The following is a 19,205-nucleotide window of genomic DNA, read 5'->3' as shown; positions in this document are numbered from 1 at the left end:
AGTTACTTTCACTCCTTTCGACCTGAGTTAGGAAATAGGCTTAATAGCTGACAGCAATAAAAAAGAATCAACCAGCGCATTCCATTAATATTCATCATAGAAATTCATAACTTCTATGATGAAGAAAAAAGCCTCTCTCAATCTATTTCATGTATTAGATGGAAAGGCAGACGTATTAAAATAAAAAAAGCGCTGTGGATAAATAAAAAAGAAATCATATATACGATTAAATACGAATATAAAAGGTATTTACATTATACTATTAAAGCTAATTCTAAATAAAATATGACATATATAAACGCTATCCACAACTTTGTAGAAAACTTTATCAAAAATCAGTGGAAAGAATATCCACATCTTATCCACAATCTGTGAATAAGATTTATCTGCGAAATGATTTCCACAAACTAAAACATAAATATAATACCAAATAAAACTGAATAAATCAATGGCTTTTAAATAGTTATCCACATATTCTATCTGTTGTGTGTTTTGCTTATAAACAACACTGTATTTTGTGATTATCCTGTTTATTTTTTGTGTGGATAGAAAAAAAGAAAGGAAATATATCCGATATAAGATGTGGATAATAAGAGTGATTTCTAAAATAGAAATTCTGTGCGGGCTGTATTAATTTCTGTACTATTTTTGGAGGGATACCAAAATCAATGATTAAGCTGCATCGATGTTAAAGCAAGGTGATTAGTGGAAGAAGTAAAATTTAGAAGGAATAAAGGGGATGTTATATGGAAAGGAATATATCAGCATGGTAATAATGAAAATGTGTGGCAGAGAATATGATTAATCTTTACACGACAGCTGTCGCAGCGAACGCAAAATGATAAAATTTTATTTCAACTATATATAGCAGTTAAAATATCGACCGAAAAAATGTGTGAGGAATAAAGGTCGTTGGAATTTTATTAAATACCCGGTTGACAAAATCAATCATTTTTTCGTATAATATCAAGGACTGTCTAAAGGATAAGTTATAAGCTATTTTAGTTTAAATATGAACTTGGAGATTCCAAGGAGGTGCACACTCATGAAAAGAACGTTTCAACCAAATAACCGCAAACGTAAAAAAGTTCACGGCTTTCGCACGCGTATGAGCACAAAAAATGGTCGTCATATCTTGGCTCGTCGTCGTCGCAAAGGACGTAAAGTTTTATCTGCATAAGCCACTGACAACTATCAGTGGTTTTTTTTCTGTATTTTAGAGGATATGCTTATTCACATAAGGAGTACATATTTTATGCTGATAAAAATGGACAAGTTTGCTGAAACAAGATGAATAGAAAAAGATGTATGCGGGTTAAATTAAAAGGTGATGACGGTGAAAAAACAATTTCGGATTAAAAAAAATGAAGAATTTCAGGCAACATTTAAACATGGGAATTCTTTCGCAAATAGGCAGCTGGTTATTTATTATAAAAAGAAAGATAATCAGGATCATTTTCGGATAGGTCTGTCTGTAGGGAAAAAAATAGGAAATGCCGTTGTCAGGAATCGGATTAAAAGGTTGTTGCGAGCGTCTTTTCAAGAGTTAGAGCAAGATATTAAACCTTGTTATGATATTGTAATCATTGCCAGAAACCCAACGAAAACAATGAGTTACGAGATGATGAAAAAAAGTCTCTCGCATTTACTATATAAAGAAAAATTATTTAAACATTCCAAGTAAGAACAAGTTTAGGATAGAATTCGCAATGTAAATAAGCTAAAATAGCAATTATAAGCGTTGGTAATATTAAGGAGGAAATGTTTTGCGTAGAAAATACGGGATATTAGTCACATTTCTCGTGTTAGCGGTTTTTTTAGCTGGGTGTACCCAAATCGATGAACCGATTACACCTGAAAGTGAAGGAATATGGAATACAATCTTTGTTTACCCATTATCATGGTTTATAACAATGATTGCAGAATTTTTAAATGAAAACTATGGACTGGCAATTATCCTGGTAACAGTAGTTATCCGTTTACTCTTAGTACCATTAAATGTAAAACAGATCAAAAGCACGAGGGCAATGCAGGAAGTGCAGCCGCAATTACAGGAACTTCAGAAAAAGTATGCGTCTAAGGATGCGAATACACAGCAGAAATTACAGCAGGAAACGATGCAATTATTCCAAAAGAATGGGGTCAATCCATTAGCAGGTTGTTTACCGATTCTTGTACAGATGCCAATATTTATTGCAATGTATCATGCAATCAGACGTACGACAGAAATTGCTACACATGATTTCCTCTGGTTCCAGCTTGGAACACCAGATTTTGTTTTACCGATTCTGACAGCGCTGTTTACGTTCTTACAGCAGAAATTAATGATGTCTACGAACTCCGCAGCAAACAGTAATCCGCAAATGCGTTTACAGCTGCAGATTATGCTTTATGTCATGCCGATCATGATTGGTGTTATGGCATTCTTCTTCCCGGCAGCATTGGCGTTGTACTGGGTAACAGGTAACATATTTATGGTATTCCAGACACTTCTTATTAATAAGCCGATGATGTCAAAAAAATAATTTTTAATAATGGGGGAAGAAATTCCCCCATTATTTATAAGAAAAATAGTTAAATATTTTGCATTTTTAAAAATATATGTGAATTCATCAAAAGTCCTAGCTACAGTACTTAATCAGAAGATATAGCAGCCGTTTTCCCTCACAAAAGTATATATCATTTTTTGCCAAGTAAGGGAAATTACGGATACTCATGCTGTGATTAATGGAGGGGAAGCGATTGAGAGAAGTAACTGCAAGTGGTCAAACCGTTGAAGAAGCGATTCAATCAGCTCTGGAGCAATTGGGAGTGGAAGAGAATCAAGTAGATGTTGAGGTCATTGATGAAGGCAAAAGAGGAATGTTTGGCATATTTGGGTCCAAGCGTGCTTATGTAAAAGTAACGGTCGCAAAGGATCCAGTTGAAGAAACTGCTCAATTTATCAAAGAAGTTACTAGCAACATGAATCTCTCAGTAAAAGTAGATACCGAAATAAAGGGAAACCATGTAACGTATACGATGCATCATGAAAATATTGCGAAGCTTATCGGAAAACGGGGCCAGACTTTAAATGCGCTGCAATATTTAGTTCATTTAGTCATTAATAAACAGAATGATACGTACTATACGGTAACCTTAGATGCAGAAGGTTACCGCGCGAGAAGAAAAGAAACACTGGAATCACTCGCGTTAAAAATGGGAGATAAAGCACAGAAAACGAAGAAAAAAGTAGTACTGGAGCCGATGCCGGCATTTGAACGTAAAATTATCCATAGCGTCCTGCAGGATAAGCAGGTTTCTACTTATTCTGACGGCGTCGAGCCACATCGTCATATTGTTATAAAACCATAGATAAAAGGAAAGCCAGGGAGATTAAAATCTTTCTGGCTTTTCATTTGTATTTTAATCAACTTTCGCACCTAATAATAAGTATATATATCTTGCTATCCTGGCAGGAAGAGAATGATTAAATAGTGTTATGCACATGTGGATAACACTAGGTCGAAAATAAACAAAACTATTTTTGTGGATAAGTTTCCTTTTTTCTAAAACTATGTTATTCTTGATTGTTAGTGATAATAAAAATTAACGAATTAATTTATAGATATAGAATGAAAGGAAGGCAGGTGAATAAGTATGGATACAGATACAATAGCAGCGATATCCACTCCAGTAGGTGAGGGGGCGATTGCAATTGTGCGTCTAAGCGGACCGGAAGCAATTCCGTTAGCCTCGGATGTGTTTGAAGGAAAGAGCCTGAAAGAGGCAGATTCCCATACAATTCATTATGGGAAAGTGATTGACCCGGAAACAAAGGAATTAGCAGAAGAGGTTATGGTTTCCGTGATGCGTGCTCCGAAAACCTTCACCCGTGAAGATATTGTTGAAATCAACTGTCATGGCGGATTGGTTTCCGTGAATCGTGTGTTAGAGATTATGCTCGCAAAAGGAGCACGTCTGGCCGAGCCGGGCGAGTTCACTAAACGTGCCTTTTTAAATGGCCGCATTGATTTATCACAAGCGGAAGCAGTAATGGATTTGATCCGTGCAAAGACAGATAAAGCAATGAATGTGGCATTAAAACAAATGGATGGACGTCTGTCGAAGCTTATTCAGACGTTGAGACAAGAATTACTGGAGACCGTTGCCCATGTAGAGGTAAACATCGATTATCCAGAGTATGATGATGTTGAGGAAATGTCGCACACCTTGATGGAGGAAAAGACCAAAGAGGTGGGAGAAGAAATAGAGAAGCTTCTGGAAGTTGCAGCGCAAGGGAAAATTTTGCGCGAAGGCTTAGCAACGGCCATTATTGGACGTCCAAATGTCGGAAAGTCTTCCTTAATGAATACCCTGGTGCAGGAAAATAAAGCTATTGTTACAGAAGTTCCAGGGACAACGCGTGATATCATTGAAGAATATGTGAATGTCCGCGGGGTTCCTTTACGTTTAGTAGATACAGCAGGAATCCGGGAAACAGAGGATATTGTAGAGCGTATTGGCGTGGATCGTTCCAGACAGGTATTGAAGGAATCCGATTTAATTTTATTTGTATTAAATTATAATGAAGCTTTGAGTGAGGAAGATAAAAAATTATTTGAAGCTGTGCAAGGTTTAGAGTATATTGTCATCATCAACAAGACAGACTTAGAGCAGAAGTTAGATTTAGAAGAAGTACGGAAATTTGCAGAAGGCAAGCCTGTCGTGACAACTTCCTTAATTGAAGAGCAGGGTGTTGATCAGCTGGAGCAGGCAATTGCCAATACCTTCTTCTCTGGTGAAGTAGATACAGGCGATTTAACGTATGTATCCAATGTACGTCATATTCAGCTGTTAAAACAGGCAAAACAGGCTTTGGATGATGCTCGCGAGGCAATTGAGCTTGGCATGCCGATGGATATTGTGCAAATTGATGTAACACGTTCATGGGAGTTTATGGGAGAAATTATTGGCGATACAGCAAGTGACAGCTTGATTGATCAGTTATTCTCTCAGTTCTGCTTAGGAAAATAACGGATATGTTTATATAAAGGAAAGGAAGAAAAAAATGACTTACAACGCAGGAAATTATGATGTCATTGTTGTTGGAGCCGGTCATGCTGGAATAGAAGCAGCGCATGCTTCTGCCCGTATGGGGGCAAAAACATTAATGCTGACATTGAACTTAGATATGATTGCATTTATGCCTTGTAACCCATCTATTGGCGGTCCTGCCAAAGGTATTGTCGTACGGGAGATTGATGCACTTGGCGGAATTATGGGGAAAATCATTGATAAAAGCTATATCCAAATGCGGATGCTGAATACTGGAAAGGGGCCGGCTGTACAAGCATTACGTGCACAGGCTGATAAACCAGTATATATGCAGGAAGTGAAGAATCTGGTTGAAAATGAAGAGAACTTAACGGTCCGCCAAGGGATGGTAAACTCGCTTATCGTAGAGGACGGCATTTGTAAGGGAGTTATTACAGAAACAAAAGCAGCTTATTATGCTGAATCGGTTATTGTGACTACCGGAACATTTATGCGCGGGAAAGTGCTGATGGGCGATTTAGAATATGAAAGTGGCCCAAATAATCAGCGTGTATCCATTAAGTTATCAGAAAACCTGGAGGAATTAGGTTTTAACTTAACACGTTTTAAAACAGGCACACCTCCACGTGTAAACAGCCATACAATTGATTATTCACAAACAGAAATTCAGCCTGGAGACGAGAATCCGAAAAGCTTCTCTTATGAAACAACGGAAGTGATTGAAGATCAAATTCCTTGCTGGTTAACGTATACGAATGAATTCACACATGAAGTAATTAATGAAAATTTGACGTTATCAGCCATGTATTCTGGTATGAAGCGGGGAACCGGGCCAAGATATTGTCCGTCAATTGAGGATAAAATCGTTCGTTTTAATGATAAGCCCCGACATCAAATTTTCTTAGAACCAGAAGGAAGAAATACAGAAGAGGTTTATGTACAAGGGCTATCAACTTCTTTGCCGGAGTCTGTGCAGCATGAAATGGTAAAATCTGTTCCAGGTCTGGAAAATGCAGAAATTATGCGTGCCGGCTATGCGATTGAATATGATGCGGTAGTTCCGACACAGCTGTGGCCGACATTGGAAACCAAACGTTTGCCTGGATTATTCACTGCCGGTCAAATTAACGGAACTTCAGGTTATGAAGAAGCAGCTGGTCAAGGCTTAATGGCCGGCATGAACGCAGCAGCAAAAGTAACTGGTAAAGAACCGATTATCTTAGATCGTTCCCAAGCATATATCGGCGTAATGATTGATGATCTCGTAACGAAAGGAACAAATGAGCCTTATCGCTTACTGACATCACGTGCAGAATACCGCTTATTGCTTCGTCATGATAATGCAGATTTACGTCTTACCGATATTGGCTACGACTATGGGTTAATTTCTGAAGAAAGATACGCTGCTTTCACAGCGAAGAAAGAGCAGGTGGAAGCAGAAAAGAAACGTCTAAATAAAATCGTGGTCAAACCAACGGAAGAAATACAAAACGTGATGAAATCCGCTGGTGCTGCACCGATGAAAGAAGCAGTTAAAGCATATGATTTATTAAAACGTCCCGAATTAACGTATGAATATGTCGAGCAAATGATTGAAATTGACGAGAATATCAGTGATGATGTAAAAGAACAGGTAGCGATTCAAATTAAATATGAAGGCTATATTAAAAAAGCAAAAGAGCAAGTAGCAAGAATGCTGAAAATGGAAGATAAGAAAATACCAGCAGATATCGACTATAATGCAATCAATGGCATTGCCACAGAAGCAATTGAAAAATTGAAAAAGGTACGCCCGCTTTCTGTTGGTCAAGCATCCAGAATTTCCGGAGTAAACCCGGCAGATATCTCTATTTTGCTCGTTTATATTGAACAAGGAAATATTGCCCGAATTGCAAATTAAAATAAGAAAATAGCGGCGTTATCCATACGTCGCTATTTTTCTAAATATTATACAGCGCTTTCTATTTTGATGTATCGATAATATTGATGCAGCAGGGGAGGGGAGTTCTCTCTGTATGAATAAAAAAGAATACATAAAACTCTCGCGTAATTGATATAAGTTGAAATTTGTATTTCAACTTATATAAAAAGATAAAGGATGCTTGATATCGAATTTATTTTTAACGAACAGATGATCAAATACAAATGAAGGAAAAGGAGACTATAATGAAACCAGAACAATTTGTCCAAGCGTTGGAAGAAAAAGGAATAACATTAAATGAATCACAACAACAAGCATTTCATCTTTATTTTCAAGAGCTTGTCGAATGGAATGAAAAAATAAATTTAACAGCAATTACAGAGGAAGAAGAAGTATATGAAAAGCATTTCTATGACTGTATTACGGCCGCTTTTCATACAGATATGACGCAGGAGCTGTCTATTTGTGATATTGGCGCAGGTGCGGGCTTTCCAAGTATTCCACTGAAAATATGCTTTCCACACTTAAAGGTAACTATTATTGATTCATTGAAAAAACGAATTACATTTTTAAACCATTTAGCCAATACACTGGGATTGACTGACGTTGCTTTTTATCATGACCGTGCTGAAAATGCAGGGAAAAACGATACATTCCGCGAACAATATGATTTAGTAACGGCCAGAGCAGTAGCCAGAATGTCGGTGTTGAGTGAATTATGTCTTCCATTTGTGAAAAAAGGCGGCTATTTTGTTGCGATGAAAGGATCACAAGCAAAAGAAGAGCTGGAAACAGGAAAAGCAGCGATTGAATTGCTTGGGGGAGAAGTAGAATCGATTGATACGTTCACACTTTCCCCTGATGCAGGAGAACGTTCTATTGTTAAAATCGCAAAGAAACGAAAGACACCAAAAAAATATCCTAGAAAAGCAGGAGTACCAAATAAAGAACCAATTGAATAGCTGCTTTTTAATCTAAAAAAAGATTCACAAACTGACAAAAAGATGCGCTTTCGATTATTTAAATTCATTTTATATTTTTTCAGCGGTAGGTATGGTAAAATAGAAACTGTACATATGGACTGTTCGTTGTTGTATTTATAAAAGGATAGATGCTATTATATGAATGTTGTACAGGTGAATAAACCATCTATATAATAGTAGATGAATTCACGAAGTAATTTGGAAAGTTTAATAATGTTTCACGTGAAACATTATCTTTTAATTAAGAAGTAAATTAGGAATGTTAACATATGAAAAAGAAACCTCTGCTAAAAATTGTCCGTTTAAGCGTGACAAGAGATGTTGAAGTTATCTTAAATGTTTTCGGTGGGACGCGTAATCACGAAATCTCTTCGATGGGGCAGGTGATTACAGCCCCGAGCTAATCTAAGTCCCGTTCTGTGAAAGCTCGTACAGCTTCGGGCTTTTATTTTTAATAGATTTGATAATGAATAGTTTGTTAATTTTAGAAGGTGGTGTCAGCAAGTGGTGAGTCCTTTTAATCGGATATTTGGAAAAAGCGATAAGGATCCAATTGATACGGAGAAGGTTTCCTATTCTTCAGATGAAGTGATTCAAATCGATATCGATAAAATTCAGGCCAATCGCTACCAGCCACGAACGATTTTTCAAGAAGAAAAAATAAAAGAATTAGCACAAACCATACACACACATGGAATGATTCAGCCAATTGTCGTTCGTAAACTAGATGAAGATTCCTTTGAGTTAATTGCAGGGGAAAGAAGATGGAGAGCAGTTCAGCATTTAGGCTGGAAACAAGTATCCGCAATTATTCGTGAAATGAGTGATACGGAAACAGCTTCTGTTGCACTTATTGAAAATCTGCAACGGGAAGAACTGACAGTAATAGAAGAAGCCATAGCATATAATAAATTGCTTGAGCTGCATGATTTGACGCAGGAAGCATTAGCGCAGCGTCTTGGTAAAAACCAGTCTACAATCGCTAATAAACTGCGATTATTAAAGCTTCCGAAAGAAGTGCAGGATGCTTTATTGGAAAAATTAATTACAGAAAGACATGCACGTGCTTTAATTAAGTTAAAGGACGAGGAACAGCAGCTTCTCCTGTTAAAAGAAATTCTTGAGAAAGAATTAAATGTGAAGCAAACAGAAGAGCGAATCTCTAAAATCAATGAGCCAAAAGAGGAAAAAAAGAAGCCAAAACCAAAATTCAAAGGTATTAATAAAGATGTCCGGATTGCAATGAATACAATCCGACAGTCCCTTAATATGGTGTCAGATACGGGTGTTGATGTGGAATCAGATGAACAAGAACTCGATGATTATTATCAGATAACCATTAAAATACCTAAGCAAAAATAGCAGCAGAATGAATTAGCATACCGGCTTTTCTTTGCCCATCTTAAGATTAGATGGGTATTTTGTTTTGAACATACATGATACATTTGCTCGGGTAGTATTTTGGATTGTTCTATATTAAAATTAAATTAAAAAATGCTAGAAAGCATCGTAAATTTAAAATAAATGCTATGATAGTGAATAGAGAAGTGATTGCTCAATTTTTTTTGATGAAAAGAATGAAATTTCATTTTATCAGGAAAAATTTGAACAACCTCCAACTAAGGTAGGTGTCAACATGGGAAAAATTATATCCATCGCAAATCAAAAAGGAGGCGTTGGAAAGACAACCTCATCTGTGAATGTCAGTGCTTGCTTAGCTTCATTGGGGAATAAGGTATTACTCGTGGACACAGACCCCCAAGGAAATGCAACAAGCGGGGTAGGCGTGAATAAAGCAGATGTCAGTCAATGTATCTACAATGTATTAGTAGAAGATACACCAGCAGCAGATGTCATTGTTCCCTCGAATTTAGAGAACTTAGATATTATTCCTGCAACGATTCAACTGGCAGGATCAGAAATTGAACTTGTTCCCATTATTTCAAGAGAAATTCGACTGAAAACGGCATTAAGCGAGATAAAAGACCAGTATGATTATATTATTATTGATTGTCCGCCATCATTGGGATTACTGACAATTAATGCATTAACCGCATCCGATACTGTTATGATTCCAGTACAATGTGAGTATTATGCATTGGAAGGCTTGAGCCAGTTATTAAATACAATACGATTAGTGCAAAAGCATTTGAATACAGAATTAATGATAGAAGGGGTTCTTTTAACGATGCTGGATGCACGTACTAATCTCGGTCTTCAAGTGATTGAAGAAGTGAAGAAGTATTTCCAAGATAAAGTATTTGAAACCATTATTCCAAGAAATGTTCGTTTAGGGGAAGCACCGAGTCATGGCCAGCCGATTATTTCTTATGATTCCAAATCTCGTGGTGCAGAGGTATATCTTGATTTAGCGAAGGAAGTGATGACAAATGCAGAGAGGGTTAGGTAAAGGAATTAACGCGTTGTTTCCAGAAGCTGAAAAAGACAGTAAAGATAATGTGCAGGAAATTGAATTATCTCATTGTCGTCCCAATCCTTATCAGCCAAGGAAGAGCTTTCAGGCAGATTCTATTGAAGAGCTAAAAGACTCGATTAAAGAGTACGGTGTTATTCAGCCGATTATTGTACGGAAAAGCCTTAAAGGTTTTGAAATTGTTGTCGGGGAAAGAAGATGCCGGGCAGCAAAAGAAGCTGGATTAGAGACAATTCCTGCTATTGTCCGTGAATTGACAGATGAACGCATGATGGAAATTGCGTTACTAGAAAACTTGCAACGTGAGAACCTGACTCCAATTGAAGAAGCACAAGCCTACGCTAATTTAGTAGACAGGCTGAATATTACGCAGCACGTCCTGGCTGAAAGATTAGGGAAGAGCCGTTCCCATATTGCGAATATGATTCGTTTATTATCCTTGCCCGAGGAAGTAATTGCTCATATTAATAATGGTGAGTTATCCATGGGACACGGACGGGCATTACTTGGGTTAAAAGAACAGGAAGCGATGCTTGCTGTAGCCAATAAAATACGCAATGAGAAGTTAAATGTGCGGCAGGCAGAGAAGCTTATTATCGCTATGAACGAAAAACAAGTGAAACAACAGAAGAAGAAGCCGAAAAAGGATGTATTTATCCAGGAAAGAGAAACGGTGCTTCGTGATACGCTTGGCACAGCCGTTCATATTCATAAAGGAAAGAAAAAAGGTAAAATTGAAATTGAATTTTACAATGACGATGATTTAAATCGTATTCTGGAATATCTGGAAAAATAGGAAACAGCCGATATACTGCAAATAAGCAGTATATCGGCTGTTTTTTTGTTAAAAAGTAAGAAAGTATAAAATGTTGAGGATAGCCGCTCCAACGGATTTCATGGGGTGAGTAATCTTAGGCTCCAGAAATACACTCCGCTTTCCGTGGGCCTCGAGCCCATCTCCTTTAAAGAAGACTTCCTGATTGGCAAGCCGACAGGCGCAGACAGAAGCATAGTCGCACTCATGCCCCGCGGGTAGAAAAAAAGAAGTTCGCTTTTTTCTGCGGGGTCTTCACACTGGGACTGGGATTGCGATTACTCGTCCCATCGAAACCCGTCGCAGTGGACATCTCTTTGGCAAGAATACTCGTGTTTTAAAGATCAAGCGGTATTCTTGGTTTTTCTTAATCGTCGTAAACAAGCTAGGTGTAGATGGAACGAAAGAAGTCATTTTGACAAAAAATAAAACTGTTTTATTTTATATGCTGGGAATATATGGTAAATAAAATTTCTGATGCTTAGGAAAGTTAGCTTTAGCCTAATAAGCTAAGCCTCAATATTTACGTATCCTGCTCAAAATGTAATTGCAGAGACTGTAAATACGATTTACTGTTTGCATATATGGATGAACGAATACAAGTTAAAAAATTTTTCACATGAAAAAAATATGTATTTAGATAGCTTAATTATTCTGAAAAGGTCTTTCAAATTAACTATGTAAACGTTTAATGGAATTTAATGTGTTAAATGTTTCCTTAGGGAAAAATAGTAGACTATCTAAAATTTACTTGACAAAACGAAATACAATGCATAAAGTAGGGATTAGATAATAAAGTTTACCTTATGCAAAAAACGAGGGAGGAAGAAAGATGAAGAAAGCTTGGAAGAAAATACTGGGCTTTGCTATACTAACGGGAGTATTCGTTTTAGCAGCTTGCGGCTCAGACAGTGAGGAAGAAAACGGAAGCGGAGGCGCATCAGGTGACAAGCCAATTGAAATTGTCACAACAATTGCGCAAATCGGGGAGCCGATATCCCAGATTGGCGGAGACCTAGTAAATGTAGAGACATTAATGGGGCCTTCTGTGGATCCGCATTTATATGACCCAACACAGGGGGATATAGCTACGTTATCAGAAGCAGATGTCGTCTTTTATTCTGGGTTACATTTAGAAGCGAATATGGAAGAACCATTAGAATCAATCAGCTCCGAAAAACCAGTGTTGGCAATTGGGGAAACATTGCCTGAGGATGCTCTCTTAGAAGATGAAGAAGAGCCGGGAGCTCCAGACCCACACATATGGTTTGATTATAATCTGTGGCAGGACGCATTAGATGCTGCAGTAGAAGAATTAAAAGAGTATGCTCCTGAGCATGCAGATGAACTGGAAGAAGGAAAACAGGAATATTTTGCACAGCTAGAAGAACTAGATGAAGAAGCAGCAAAATTACAAGATATCCCTGAAGCGCAGCGCGTGCTTGTAACGGCACATGATGCATTTAATTATTTTGGTCAGTTACACGATATGGAAGTAGTTGGTCTGCAGGGAATCAGTACAGAAAGTGAAGCCGGTGTTTCTGATGTGAATAATACCATTTCTATTATTGAAGAACATGAAGTTCCAGCTATATTTGTAGAAAGCAGCGTGAATCAGGACACGATCAATGCAGTTATTGAAGGAGCTTCCAATAATGGAATGGAAGTAGAAATCGGCGGAGAACTATATTCTGATGCAATGGGCGAAGAGGGAACAGACGAAGGCACATACATTGGAATGTATAAGCATAATATAAATACAATCTATGAAGCATTATCTGGAGGAGATGAGTAAGATGACATCATCTGTAATATGCGTAGATGATTTATCAGCTTCTTACCAAAAAAATAAAGTATTGAATGATGTAAGTTTTGAAGTGAAAGAAGGAACGATTACAGCGATTGTCGGTCCTAACGGTGCCGGTAAATCGACATTAATCAAGACCATGTTAGGACTTCACCCCAAGCTGACAGGAAATGTCAGATTTTGGGGCAGTCCTTTTAAAACTGCAAAGAAGAAAATCGGTTATGTCCCTCAACGCGGCTCGGTTGACTGGGATTTTCCAACGGATGCTCTGGATGTAGTAACCATGGGGCTATATGGAAAAATCGGCTGGTTTCGTATTCCTTCTAAAAAAGATAAAGAAAAAGCAATGAATGCCTTGAAGAAGATGGGTATGGAAGCTTATGCACATCGTCAAATCAGTCAGTTATCAGGAGGGCAGCAGCAGCGTGTATTCTTAGCACGTGCACTCGCTCAAGATGCGGAACTATACTTTATGGATGAACCTTTGGCAGGAGTAGATGCGTCTACGGAAAAAGCGATTATGACTATTTTGAAAGAATTAAAGAGCAATGGCAAGACCGTGTTGGTTGTCCATCACGATCTGCAAACCGTCCCAGAATATTTTGACCATGTCTTATTTTTAAATAAAACCGTATATGCTCATGGGAAAACAGAAGAAGTGTTCACAACGAATAATATAGCGACAACGTATGGTGGAGATATGCAATGGGTTGGAAAGGGAGATCAATATGTTATCCAATCTTCTTCACATTAATACGCTATGGGTGATGGCAAGTACTATGATTTTGGGTATCGCTGCAGGGGGAATCGGATGCTTAGCTTATTGGAAAAGACAAAATCTGATGAGTGACGCTTTGTCCCACGCAGCATTACCCGGTGTTGTAGTAGCTTTCTTGATCATCCAGGAAAAAAATTTATTATTACTTGTTATTGGTGCAGCACTCAGTGCGCTTTTAGGGGCCTTTTTTATTCAATGGTTTTCGAGCGCGACAAGAATTACGGAAGATACCGCCATGGGAATGACGTTATCCGTCTTTTACGGTGTCGGTATTATGCTTTTGGCGATTGCCAACCGTTCTCCCGGCGGGAACCAGAGCGGATTAAATAACTTTATCTATGGGCAGGCAGCGGCAATGGTTCGTTCCGATGTCATTACAATGATTGCACTGGCATCAATTGTTATTTTGATTATATTCCTTGCTTTCAAGGAATGGAAATTATTCTTATTCGATGCTAACTTTGCAAAAGGTGTCGGAATGTCCATACGCGGCATGAACGTGCTGTATACCATCGTGCTGGTAACAACCATTGTTATTGGTATCCAGGCGGTTGGTGTTATTTTAATGGCTGCGATGCTGATTATCCCGGCTGTGAGTGCAAGATATTGGACGCATTCCTTTAAAATGATGATTTTGCTTTCTTCTGCAATAGGAGGCTTAGCTGGTGCGTTTGGTACATGGGTAAGCTCCACAGGAAGCGGATTGCCGACAGGACCTTTTATCGTCCTCACTTCCTCCACTGTTTTTATCCTTTCCTTATTATTTGGAAAGGAAAAAGGGATAGTTATTAATTTCATCCAATTTAAAATGCAGCAGCGGGCATCTCAAAAAAAGCATCCATTAGCAGCTGAAAAAGGAGGATCACAATGACTTATACGATGTGGATTATTTTAACAGCATCTCTTGTGGGTCTTTCCTGCGGCTTAATCGGTGTATATCTCATCCTGAAGAAACAGGCGATGATGGCAGATGCAATTAGCCATACGGTGCTGCTTGGGATTGTATTAGCTTATATGGTAACACAGCAGTTATCTGGAACCGCAATGCTAGTAGGCGGTATTTTTGCCGGAATTCTTACTGCATTCCTTGTGCAATCCCTTAATAACTTGAAGGTACAGCACGACGCTTCCTTGGGAATTGTATTTACAACCTTATTTGCCATTGGTGTTATTTTAATTTCTACCTCTGTTGGGAATGTGCACTTAGACGTACAGCACGCATTGATGGGGGAAATAACATTTGTTCCATTTACAACAATGGATATTCCATTGATCGGATCAGTACCTAAAGCCACTGCTATTCTTGCACTTGTGTTAATTGTTGTGATTTTCTTTATTATTGCCTTTTATAAGGAATGGAAAATTACTTCTTTTGATCCGGCGCTGGCAGCAAGCATAGGTATACCAGTGATTTTCTTTCACTACTTATTTATGACACTTGTGTCGGTAACCACCGTTGCTTCTTTTGATGCAGTCGGTGCCATCCTTGTGGTTGCCATGCTGATTACTCCAGCAGCAGCAGCTTACCTATGGACAGATAAATTAATCTTGATGCTGTTTTTAAGCGGTGGATTTGGCATCATCTCCGCTGTTGCAGGATATTGGGTAGCTACGTGGCTGAATACATCTATTTCCGGATCCATGGCGCTTATGACAGGCTGTATCTTTTTTATAACCTTCCTGCTCTCGCCAAAGCATGGTCTGATCTCGAGATGGGTTCGGCCGGCAGAAATCAGGGAAGAGGCGTAAAGTGAAATTTCCTCCAGCGGGAGATTTTCGACGCACCACGATAAAATCTTTTCAAAAGGGATTTCGTATCTGGAATAGGATATGGAATTCCTTTTTCTTTTGCTATACTTACAGATAAGAGAAAAAATAATAGGAGTAATCAACATATGGCGAAAATTTTAGTAATAGAAGACAATAACGAAATCAATCAAATGATAGTAAACCTGTTGTCAGAGCATTATCCCGTGGCAGGAGCTTATTCAGGTACAGAAGGATTGCTGTTATTTCAGCAGGAATCTCCAGATTTAGTTTTATTGGATATTATGTTGCCGGGAAAGAATGGAGACCAAGTATTATCAGAGATTCGTAAAGTCAGTCAAGTACCAGTGATTATGCTGACCGCTTTAGGGGAAAAAAAGTTAGTCAGTGAATATTTACTGAATGGCGCCAATGATTATATTACAAAACCTTTTGATGATGAGGAATTATTAGCTAGAGTCATGGTCCAGTTACGCCAATTCAGGCAGGAGTCCGTCACCGGGGGAGCGTAATCTATTAAAAATATTTATGTAGATAGTTCTAATTTTGAAATTTCACGCGATGGAGAAAGGGTGCGGCTTGGTAAAAAAGAATTGGAGATTTTAACCTGTCTATTAGAGCATCCCAGTCAGATTTTTACGAAAGAGCAGTTATATGAAAGAGTTTGGAAGGAGCAATATATGCCGGGGGATAATACGTTAAATGCGCAACTGAGTAATCTGCGAAAAAAGATTGCTCTTTTAGATTCAGAAGAAGAATATATTGAAACAATCTGGGGGCTAGGAGTGCGTCTGGCAGGTGATCAGAGATGACAGTCCTAGTTATTTTATTATCTACTGGTTTATGCTTCCTTTTTGCGATTCTCTATTTTCGACAGAAACACGCTTTAAAAAGATTATTGATGGATATAGAAGCGAAGAAAATATCTAAAACCAATTTGTTGTTAACAAGTCGAATACAGAATACGGAAGTAGAAAAAGTAATAAAGGTGTTTAACCTGCTTTTTGAAGAGCTGAGAGAGACGAAAGTAGCAAGCAGGCAAGAGCAAGAAACGTTAAAATTAGCTCTTCACAATATTACGCATGACATTCGTACACCGTTGACAGTTGCCAACGGTTATACGCAGCAGCTATTAAGGAAGGACACCAGCGAAAAGTCAATCGTCGAGAAAATCCAAGATAATATACGTACAGTGTCTGGGCGTTTAGATATTTTACTAGAATACCAAAACCTTTTAGAGCAATCTATTGAACCTATATTTCAGTCAGTGAATCTTACAGAGCTTGTGAAGCAGGAATTATTACAATACTATGATGCTCTTCAGGAAAAGAATTTTAACGTTGATATTGATTTAGAACAAGCGTATATCATTACAAATGATGCCGATTTGTTAAAGCGAATCATGCAAAATATTTTTGGAAATGTGTTAAAGCATGGGAGAGAATATTTACAGGTTCGTGTAAGTGGAACACAAGAGAGAATCCAGTTAGAAGTGATTAATCGGGAGCGGCATCCCATTAAAAATTTAGAAAAGCTGACGACGCGTTTTTATTCAGAGAACATGTCTAAAACAGAAGACTCCTCTGGATTAGGTTTGTATATTGCAAGAGAGCTTACTGAATTAACAGGCGGCTATCTGATTATTCAAGAGAGAGAAGATTTATTTATGGTGATGTTAGATTGGCCACACAGCTAAAAGCAGGGGAGGGCAAGGTGGATCAAAGAAATAAGGTTCTATTGCCTGTCAGAAGCAATAGAACCTTATTTCTTTTCCTTTTTTATAAGCTTTTATTACGAAAAGCTTGATAAGCAATATAACTCATAACTATGATGACACCTAAACTGAAGCATAGGAAAACGAGCCAGGAAAAATCCGGCAAGTCACGTACCCAGGCGTAATTTATCCCATATTGAAAGTCAACATATTTCAACCAGCCAATATTGAAAAAAGCACTTAAAATATTAATAATCAATGGAAGCAGGATGACGCTAAGGATACCCGCAACGTTGGAAAATGTGATTATCAGAATGCAAAGGCCAATGATAAAAATGGCATGGAAAGCGATAAATTGGATTCCTATTGTTTGTAAAGCATTCATCCAGAAATCCTGTGGAGCGGTACCAAATCCATTCTTAACAGCAGCAGTAAGAAAAGCAGAAGCGTAATAAAACAGAAATTGCAGGAAAGTGACTACAATGAAAATCAAATACTTAGAACCGAAGTATTGAAGACGGGAGACGCCGGAAGTCAGTTGATTTTTATAACTTTTATGTACTAAATCATAGCCTGCAATCATAACAAGTAAAGGCAGACAGAAATAAACCAGGAAGTTCGCCATGCTGGAAAAAGCAATGAAGGTCTGATAGCTGTCCCAATCATAAACCTGCAAATGGTTTTGCATCTCTGTCGCCCCATCTGAAGTATTTACACCAACATTTCCTGTGGCTTCTGCTGTAACGCTGATGACTACAAACAGGATTAATAAAAACTGGGTAATATAGAATCCTTTTGTATGGAATAAGCGGTAAAGATCTGCACGTATCGCATTAACCATAGGTAATCTCCTCCATCTCTTCATGAACTAGGCTTGTAAAATATTTTTCTAAATCTTGTTTTTGGTAGTAGATTCCATCGATAGGAATTTGCTGCTGCACCAGCAAAACAATAATATGATTGATGTGATGTGAGTCATCGAAAATATGCATTTTATCTTTGGCAATAATCTTAAGCTGATAATGATTTGTTTCTTGCAATACACGACTGGCATTTTCCATCTGTGAAGTCTGTAATACAATATATTCTTGACTCAGCGTCTCAAATTCTTCTTTTGAGATTTCTTTCATCAATTTACCATGATGGATAATTCCAAAACGGGTAGCAACATGATAAAGTTCAGATAAGATATGACTTGAAATAATAATGGTCATTCCTTGTTCCTGCTGCAACCGTTTTAACAACTGTCGAAATTCAATAATCGAGAGGGGGTCTAACCCGTTAATCGGTTCATCTAGTATAAGAAAATCAGGACGGGATAAAATGGCGATCGCAATCCCCAGCTTCTGTTTCATTCCTAAAGAATAATGTTTGAATTTCTTTTTATCTTTTGGGTCTAATCCAACGATATTCAGCGTTTCCTGGATAATCGTTTTTTCGTCAGTAATTCCCCGTAGTTTGCAGTAATAGGCAAGATTTTCCCAACCGGAAAGCGGCTCATAGGCGACAGGGACTTCGATAACACTGCCGGTTCTGCCTAAAGCTTTTACCCAGCTTTTTTCAGATGAAGAACCGAATAATGTAATCTTTCCGTTTGTTGGAGCAATTAGCTTTACAATGGATTTTAATAGGGTTGTTTTTCCCGCTCCATTTCTGCCAATTAAACCGTAGATTTCTCCTTTTTGTATGGATAAAGAAACGTTTTTAAGAGCATATTGGTCTTTATATTTCTTATTCAAGCACTTAATTTCTAATACAGTTTCCATTTCATTTACCTCCCATTCCTTATATTCTATATCATAAAGGGTGTTTCTCAGATTTTGCTCAATCAATTCTCAAATGTTTCTAAAAAATGAAAAGAACAGCATGATTTTTTTGAGAATATATTACCCAACGAAAATTTAAAAGAAGGTTCTCTATGATAAGCTTATTGGATAAAGAAAAAGCATT

19 protein-coding genes are annotated in these 19,205 nt (G+C 37.9%); 17 read left to right on the top strand and 2 right to left on the bottom strand.

What is annotated here, in order from left to right; translation table 11 throughout:
* Positions 1–1,045 precede the first annotated feature (1,045 nt).
* From rpmH to MKY45_RS22885, 17 genes are all read left to right on the top strand, one after another.
* The gene (rpmH, locus tag MKY45_RS22965) at positions 1,046–1,180 is read left to right on the top strand and encodes a 50S ribosomal protein L34 (protein ID WP_042528652.1); all 135 of its coding nucleotides are present in this window, start codon (positions 1,046–1,048) and stop codon (positions 1,178–1,180) included.
* Between the two features lie 156 nt (positions 1,181–1,336).
* Positions 1,337–1,684: a ribonuclease P protein component gene (rnpA, locus tag MKY45_RS22960; protein ID WP_042528654.1), complete on the top strand. Its 348-nt coding sequence runs from the start codon at positions 1,337–1,339 to the stop codon at positions 1,682–1,684.
* 82 nt (positions 1,685–1,766) lie between these two features.
* Positions 1,767–2,525: a membrane protein insertase YidC gene (yidC, locus tag MKY45_RS22955; protein ID WP_042528655.1), complete on the top strand. Its 759-nt coding sequence runs from the start codon at positions 1,767–1,769 to the stop codon at positions 2,523–2,525.
* Between the two features lie 217 nt (positions 2,526–2,742).
* Entirely contained in the window at positions 2,743–3,354 is a 612-nt protein-coding gene (gene jag, locus MKY45_RS22950) for an RNA-binding cell elongation regulator Jag/EloR (protein WP_042528657.1), read from the top strand.
* Between the two features lie 285 nt (positions 3,355–3,639).
* Positions 3,640–5,016, top strand: a complete 1,377-nt coding sequence (gene mnmE / locus MKY45_RS22945; protein WP_042528659.1) for a tRNA uridine-5-carboxymethylaminomethyl(34) synthesis GTPase MnmE — start codon at positions 3,640–3,642, stop codon at positions 5,014–5,016.
* 34 nt (positions 5,017–5,050) lie between these two features.
* Positions 5,051–6,937 carry a tRNA uridine-5-carboxymethylaminomethyl(34) synthesis enzyme MnmG gene (mnmG, locus tag MKY45_RS22940; RefSeq protein WP_193063767.1) on the top strand — a complete coding sequence of 629 codons (1,887 nt, stop codon included), beginning with the start codon at positions 5,051–5,053 and terminating at the stop codon, positions 6,935–6,937.
* 266 nt (positions 6,938–7,203) lie between these two features.
* Entirely contained in the window at positions 7,204–7,920 is a 717-nt protein-coding gene (gene rsmG / locus MKY45_RS22935) for a 16S rRNA (guanine(527)-N(7))-methyltransferase RsmG (protein ID WP_042528663.1), read from the top strand.
* A gap of 525 nt (positions 7,921–8,445) precedes the next feature.
* Positions 8,446–9,303 (top strand): nucleoid occlusion protein, encoded by an 858-nt coding sequence (noc, locus tag MKY45_RS22930; RefSeq protein ID WP_042528665.1) that lies wholly within the window; start codon positions 8,446–8,448, stop codon positions 9,301–9,303.
* A 274-nt stretch (positions 9,304–9,577) separates the two neighbouring features.
* Positions 9,578–10,351, top strand: a complete 774-nt coding sequence (locus tag MKY45_RS22925) for a ParA family protein (protein ID WP_042528667.1) — start codon at positions 9,578–9,580, stop codon at positions 10,349–10,351.
* Entirely contained in the window at positions 10,332–11,171 is an 840-nt protein-coding gene (locus MKY45_RS22920; RefSeq protein WP_042528669.1) for a ParB/RepB/Spo0J family partition protein, read from the top strand. The genes MKY45_RS22925 and MKY45_RS22920 overlap by 20 nt, the downstream gene beginning before the upstream one ends.
* 850 nt (positions 11,172–12,021) lie before the next feature.
* A complete protein-coding gene (locus MKY45_RS22915) occupies positions 12,022–12,984 on the top strand; it encodes a metal ABC transporter solute-binding protein, Zn/Mn family (RefSeq protein WP_256705449.1) in 963 nt (320 codons plus the stop codon).
* A 1-nt stretch (position 12,985) separates the two neighbouring features.
* Positions 12,986–13,750 carry a metal ABC transporter ATP-binding protein gene (locus MKY45_RS22910; protein WP_256705448.1) on the top strand — a complete coding sequence of 255 codons (765 nt, stop codon included), beginning with the start codon at positions 12,986–12,988 and terminating at the stop codon, positions 13,748–13,750.
* On the top strand, positions 13,725–14,645 hold the full coding sequence (locus MKY45_RS22905; RefSeq protein ID WP_256705447.1) for a metal ABC transporter permease: 921 nt from the start codon (positions 13,725–13,727) through the stop codon (positions 14,643–14,645). Before MKY45_RS22910 ends, MKY45_RS22905 begins: the two co-directional genes overlap by 26 nt.
* The gene (locus MKY45_RS22900) at positions 14,642–15,523 is read left to right on the top strand and encodes a metal ABC transporter permease (RefSeq protein ID WP_256705446.1); all 882 of its coding nucleotides are present in this window, start codon (positions 14,642–14,644) and stop codon (positions 15,521–15,523) included. Before MKY45_RS22905 ends, MKY45_RS22900 begins: the two co-directional genes overlap by 4 nt.
* A 146-nt stretch (positions 15,524–15,669) precedes the next feature.
* The gene (locus tag MKY45_RS22895; RefSeq protein WP_332093972.1) at positions 15,670–16,053 is read left to right on the top strand and encodes a response regulator transcription factor; all 384 of its coding nucleotides are present in this window, start codon (positions 15,670–15,672) and stop codon (positions 16,051–16,053) included.
* A 60-nt stretch (positions 16,054–16,113) separates the two neighbouring features.
* Positions 16,114–16,353, top strand: a complete 240-nt coding sequence (locus MKY45_RS22890) for a winged helix-turn-helix domain-containing protein (RefSeq protein ID WP_332093973.1) — start codon at positions 16,114–16,116, stop codon at positions 16,351–16,353.
* On the top strand, positions 16,350–17,237 hold the full coding sequence (locus tag MKY45_RS22885) for a sensor histidine kinase (protein WP_341173455.1): 888 nt from the start codon (positions 16,350–16,352) through the stop codon (positions 17,235–17,237). The genes MKY45_RS22890 and MKY45_RS22885 overlap by 4 nt, the downstream gene beginning before the upstream one ends.
* An 82-nt stretch (positions 17,238–17,319) precedes the next feature.
* Here MKY45_RS22885 and MKY45_RS22880 read toward each other — a convergent pair whose 3' ends face one another.
* Both MKY45_RS22880 and MKY45_RS22875 read right to left on the bottom strand, forming a co-directional pair.
* Complete coding sequence (locus MKY45_RS22880; RefSeq protein WP_256705443.1) at positions 17,320–18,096, bottom strand: hypothetical protein; 777 nt, start codon at positions 18,094–18,096, stop codon at positions 17,320–17,322.
* Positions 18,089–19,021, bottom strand: coding sequence for an ABC transporter ATP-binding protein (locus tag MKY45_RS22875; RefSeq protein ID WP_332093976.1), 933 nt, complete (start codon positions 19,019–19,021; stop codon positions 18,089–18,091). The genes MKY45_RS22880 and MKY45_RS22875 overlap by 8 nt, the downstream gene beginning before the upstream one ends.
* Between the last annotated feature and the right edge of the window lie 184 nt (positions 19,022–19,205).

Source organism: Oceanobacillus sp. FSL K6-0251 (assembly GCF_038004725.1).
GTDB classification, from domain to species: Bacteria; Bacillota; Bacilli; order Bacillales; family Amphibacillaceae; genus Oceanobacillus; species Oceanobacillus oncorhynchi.
The sequence above is the reverse complement of the archived record's forward strand: the minus strand, read 5'-3'. Positions and strand labels throughout refer to the sequence as shown.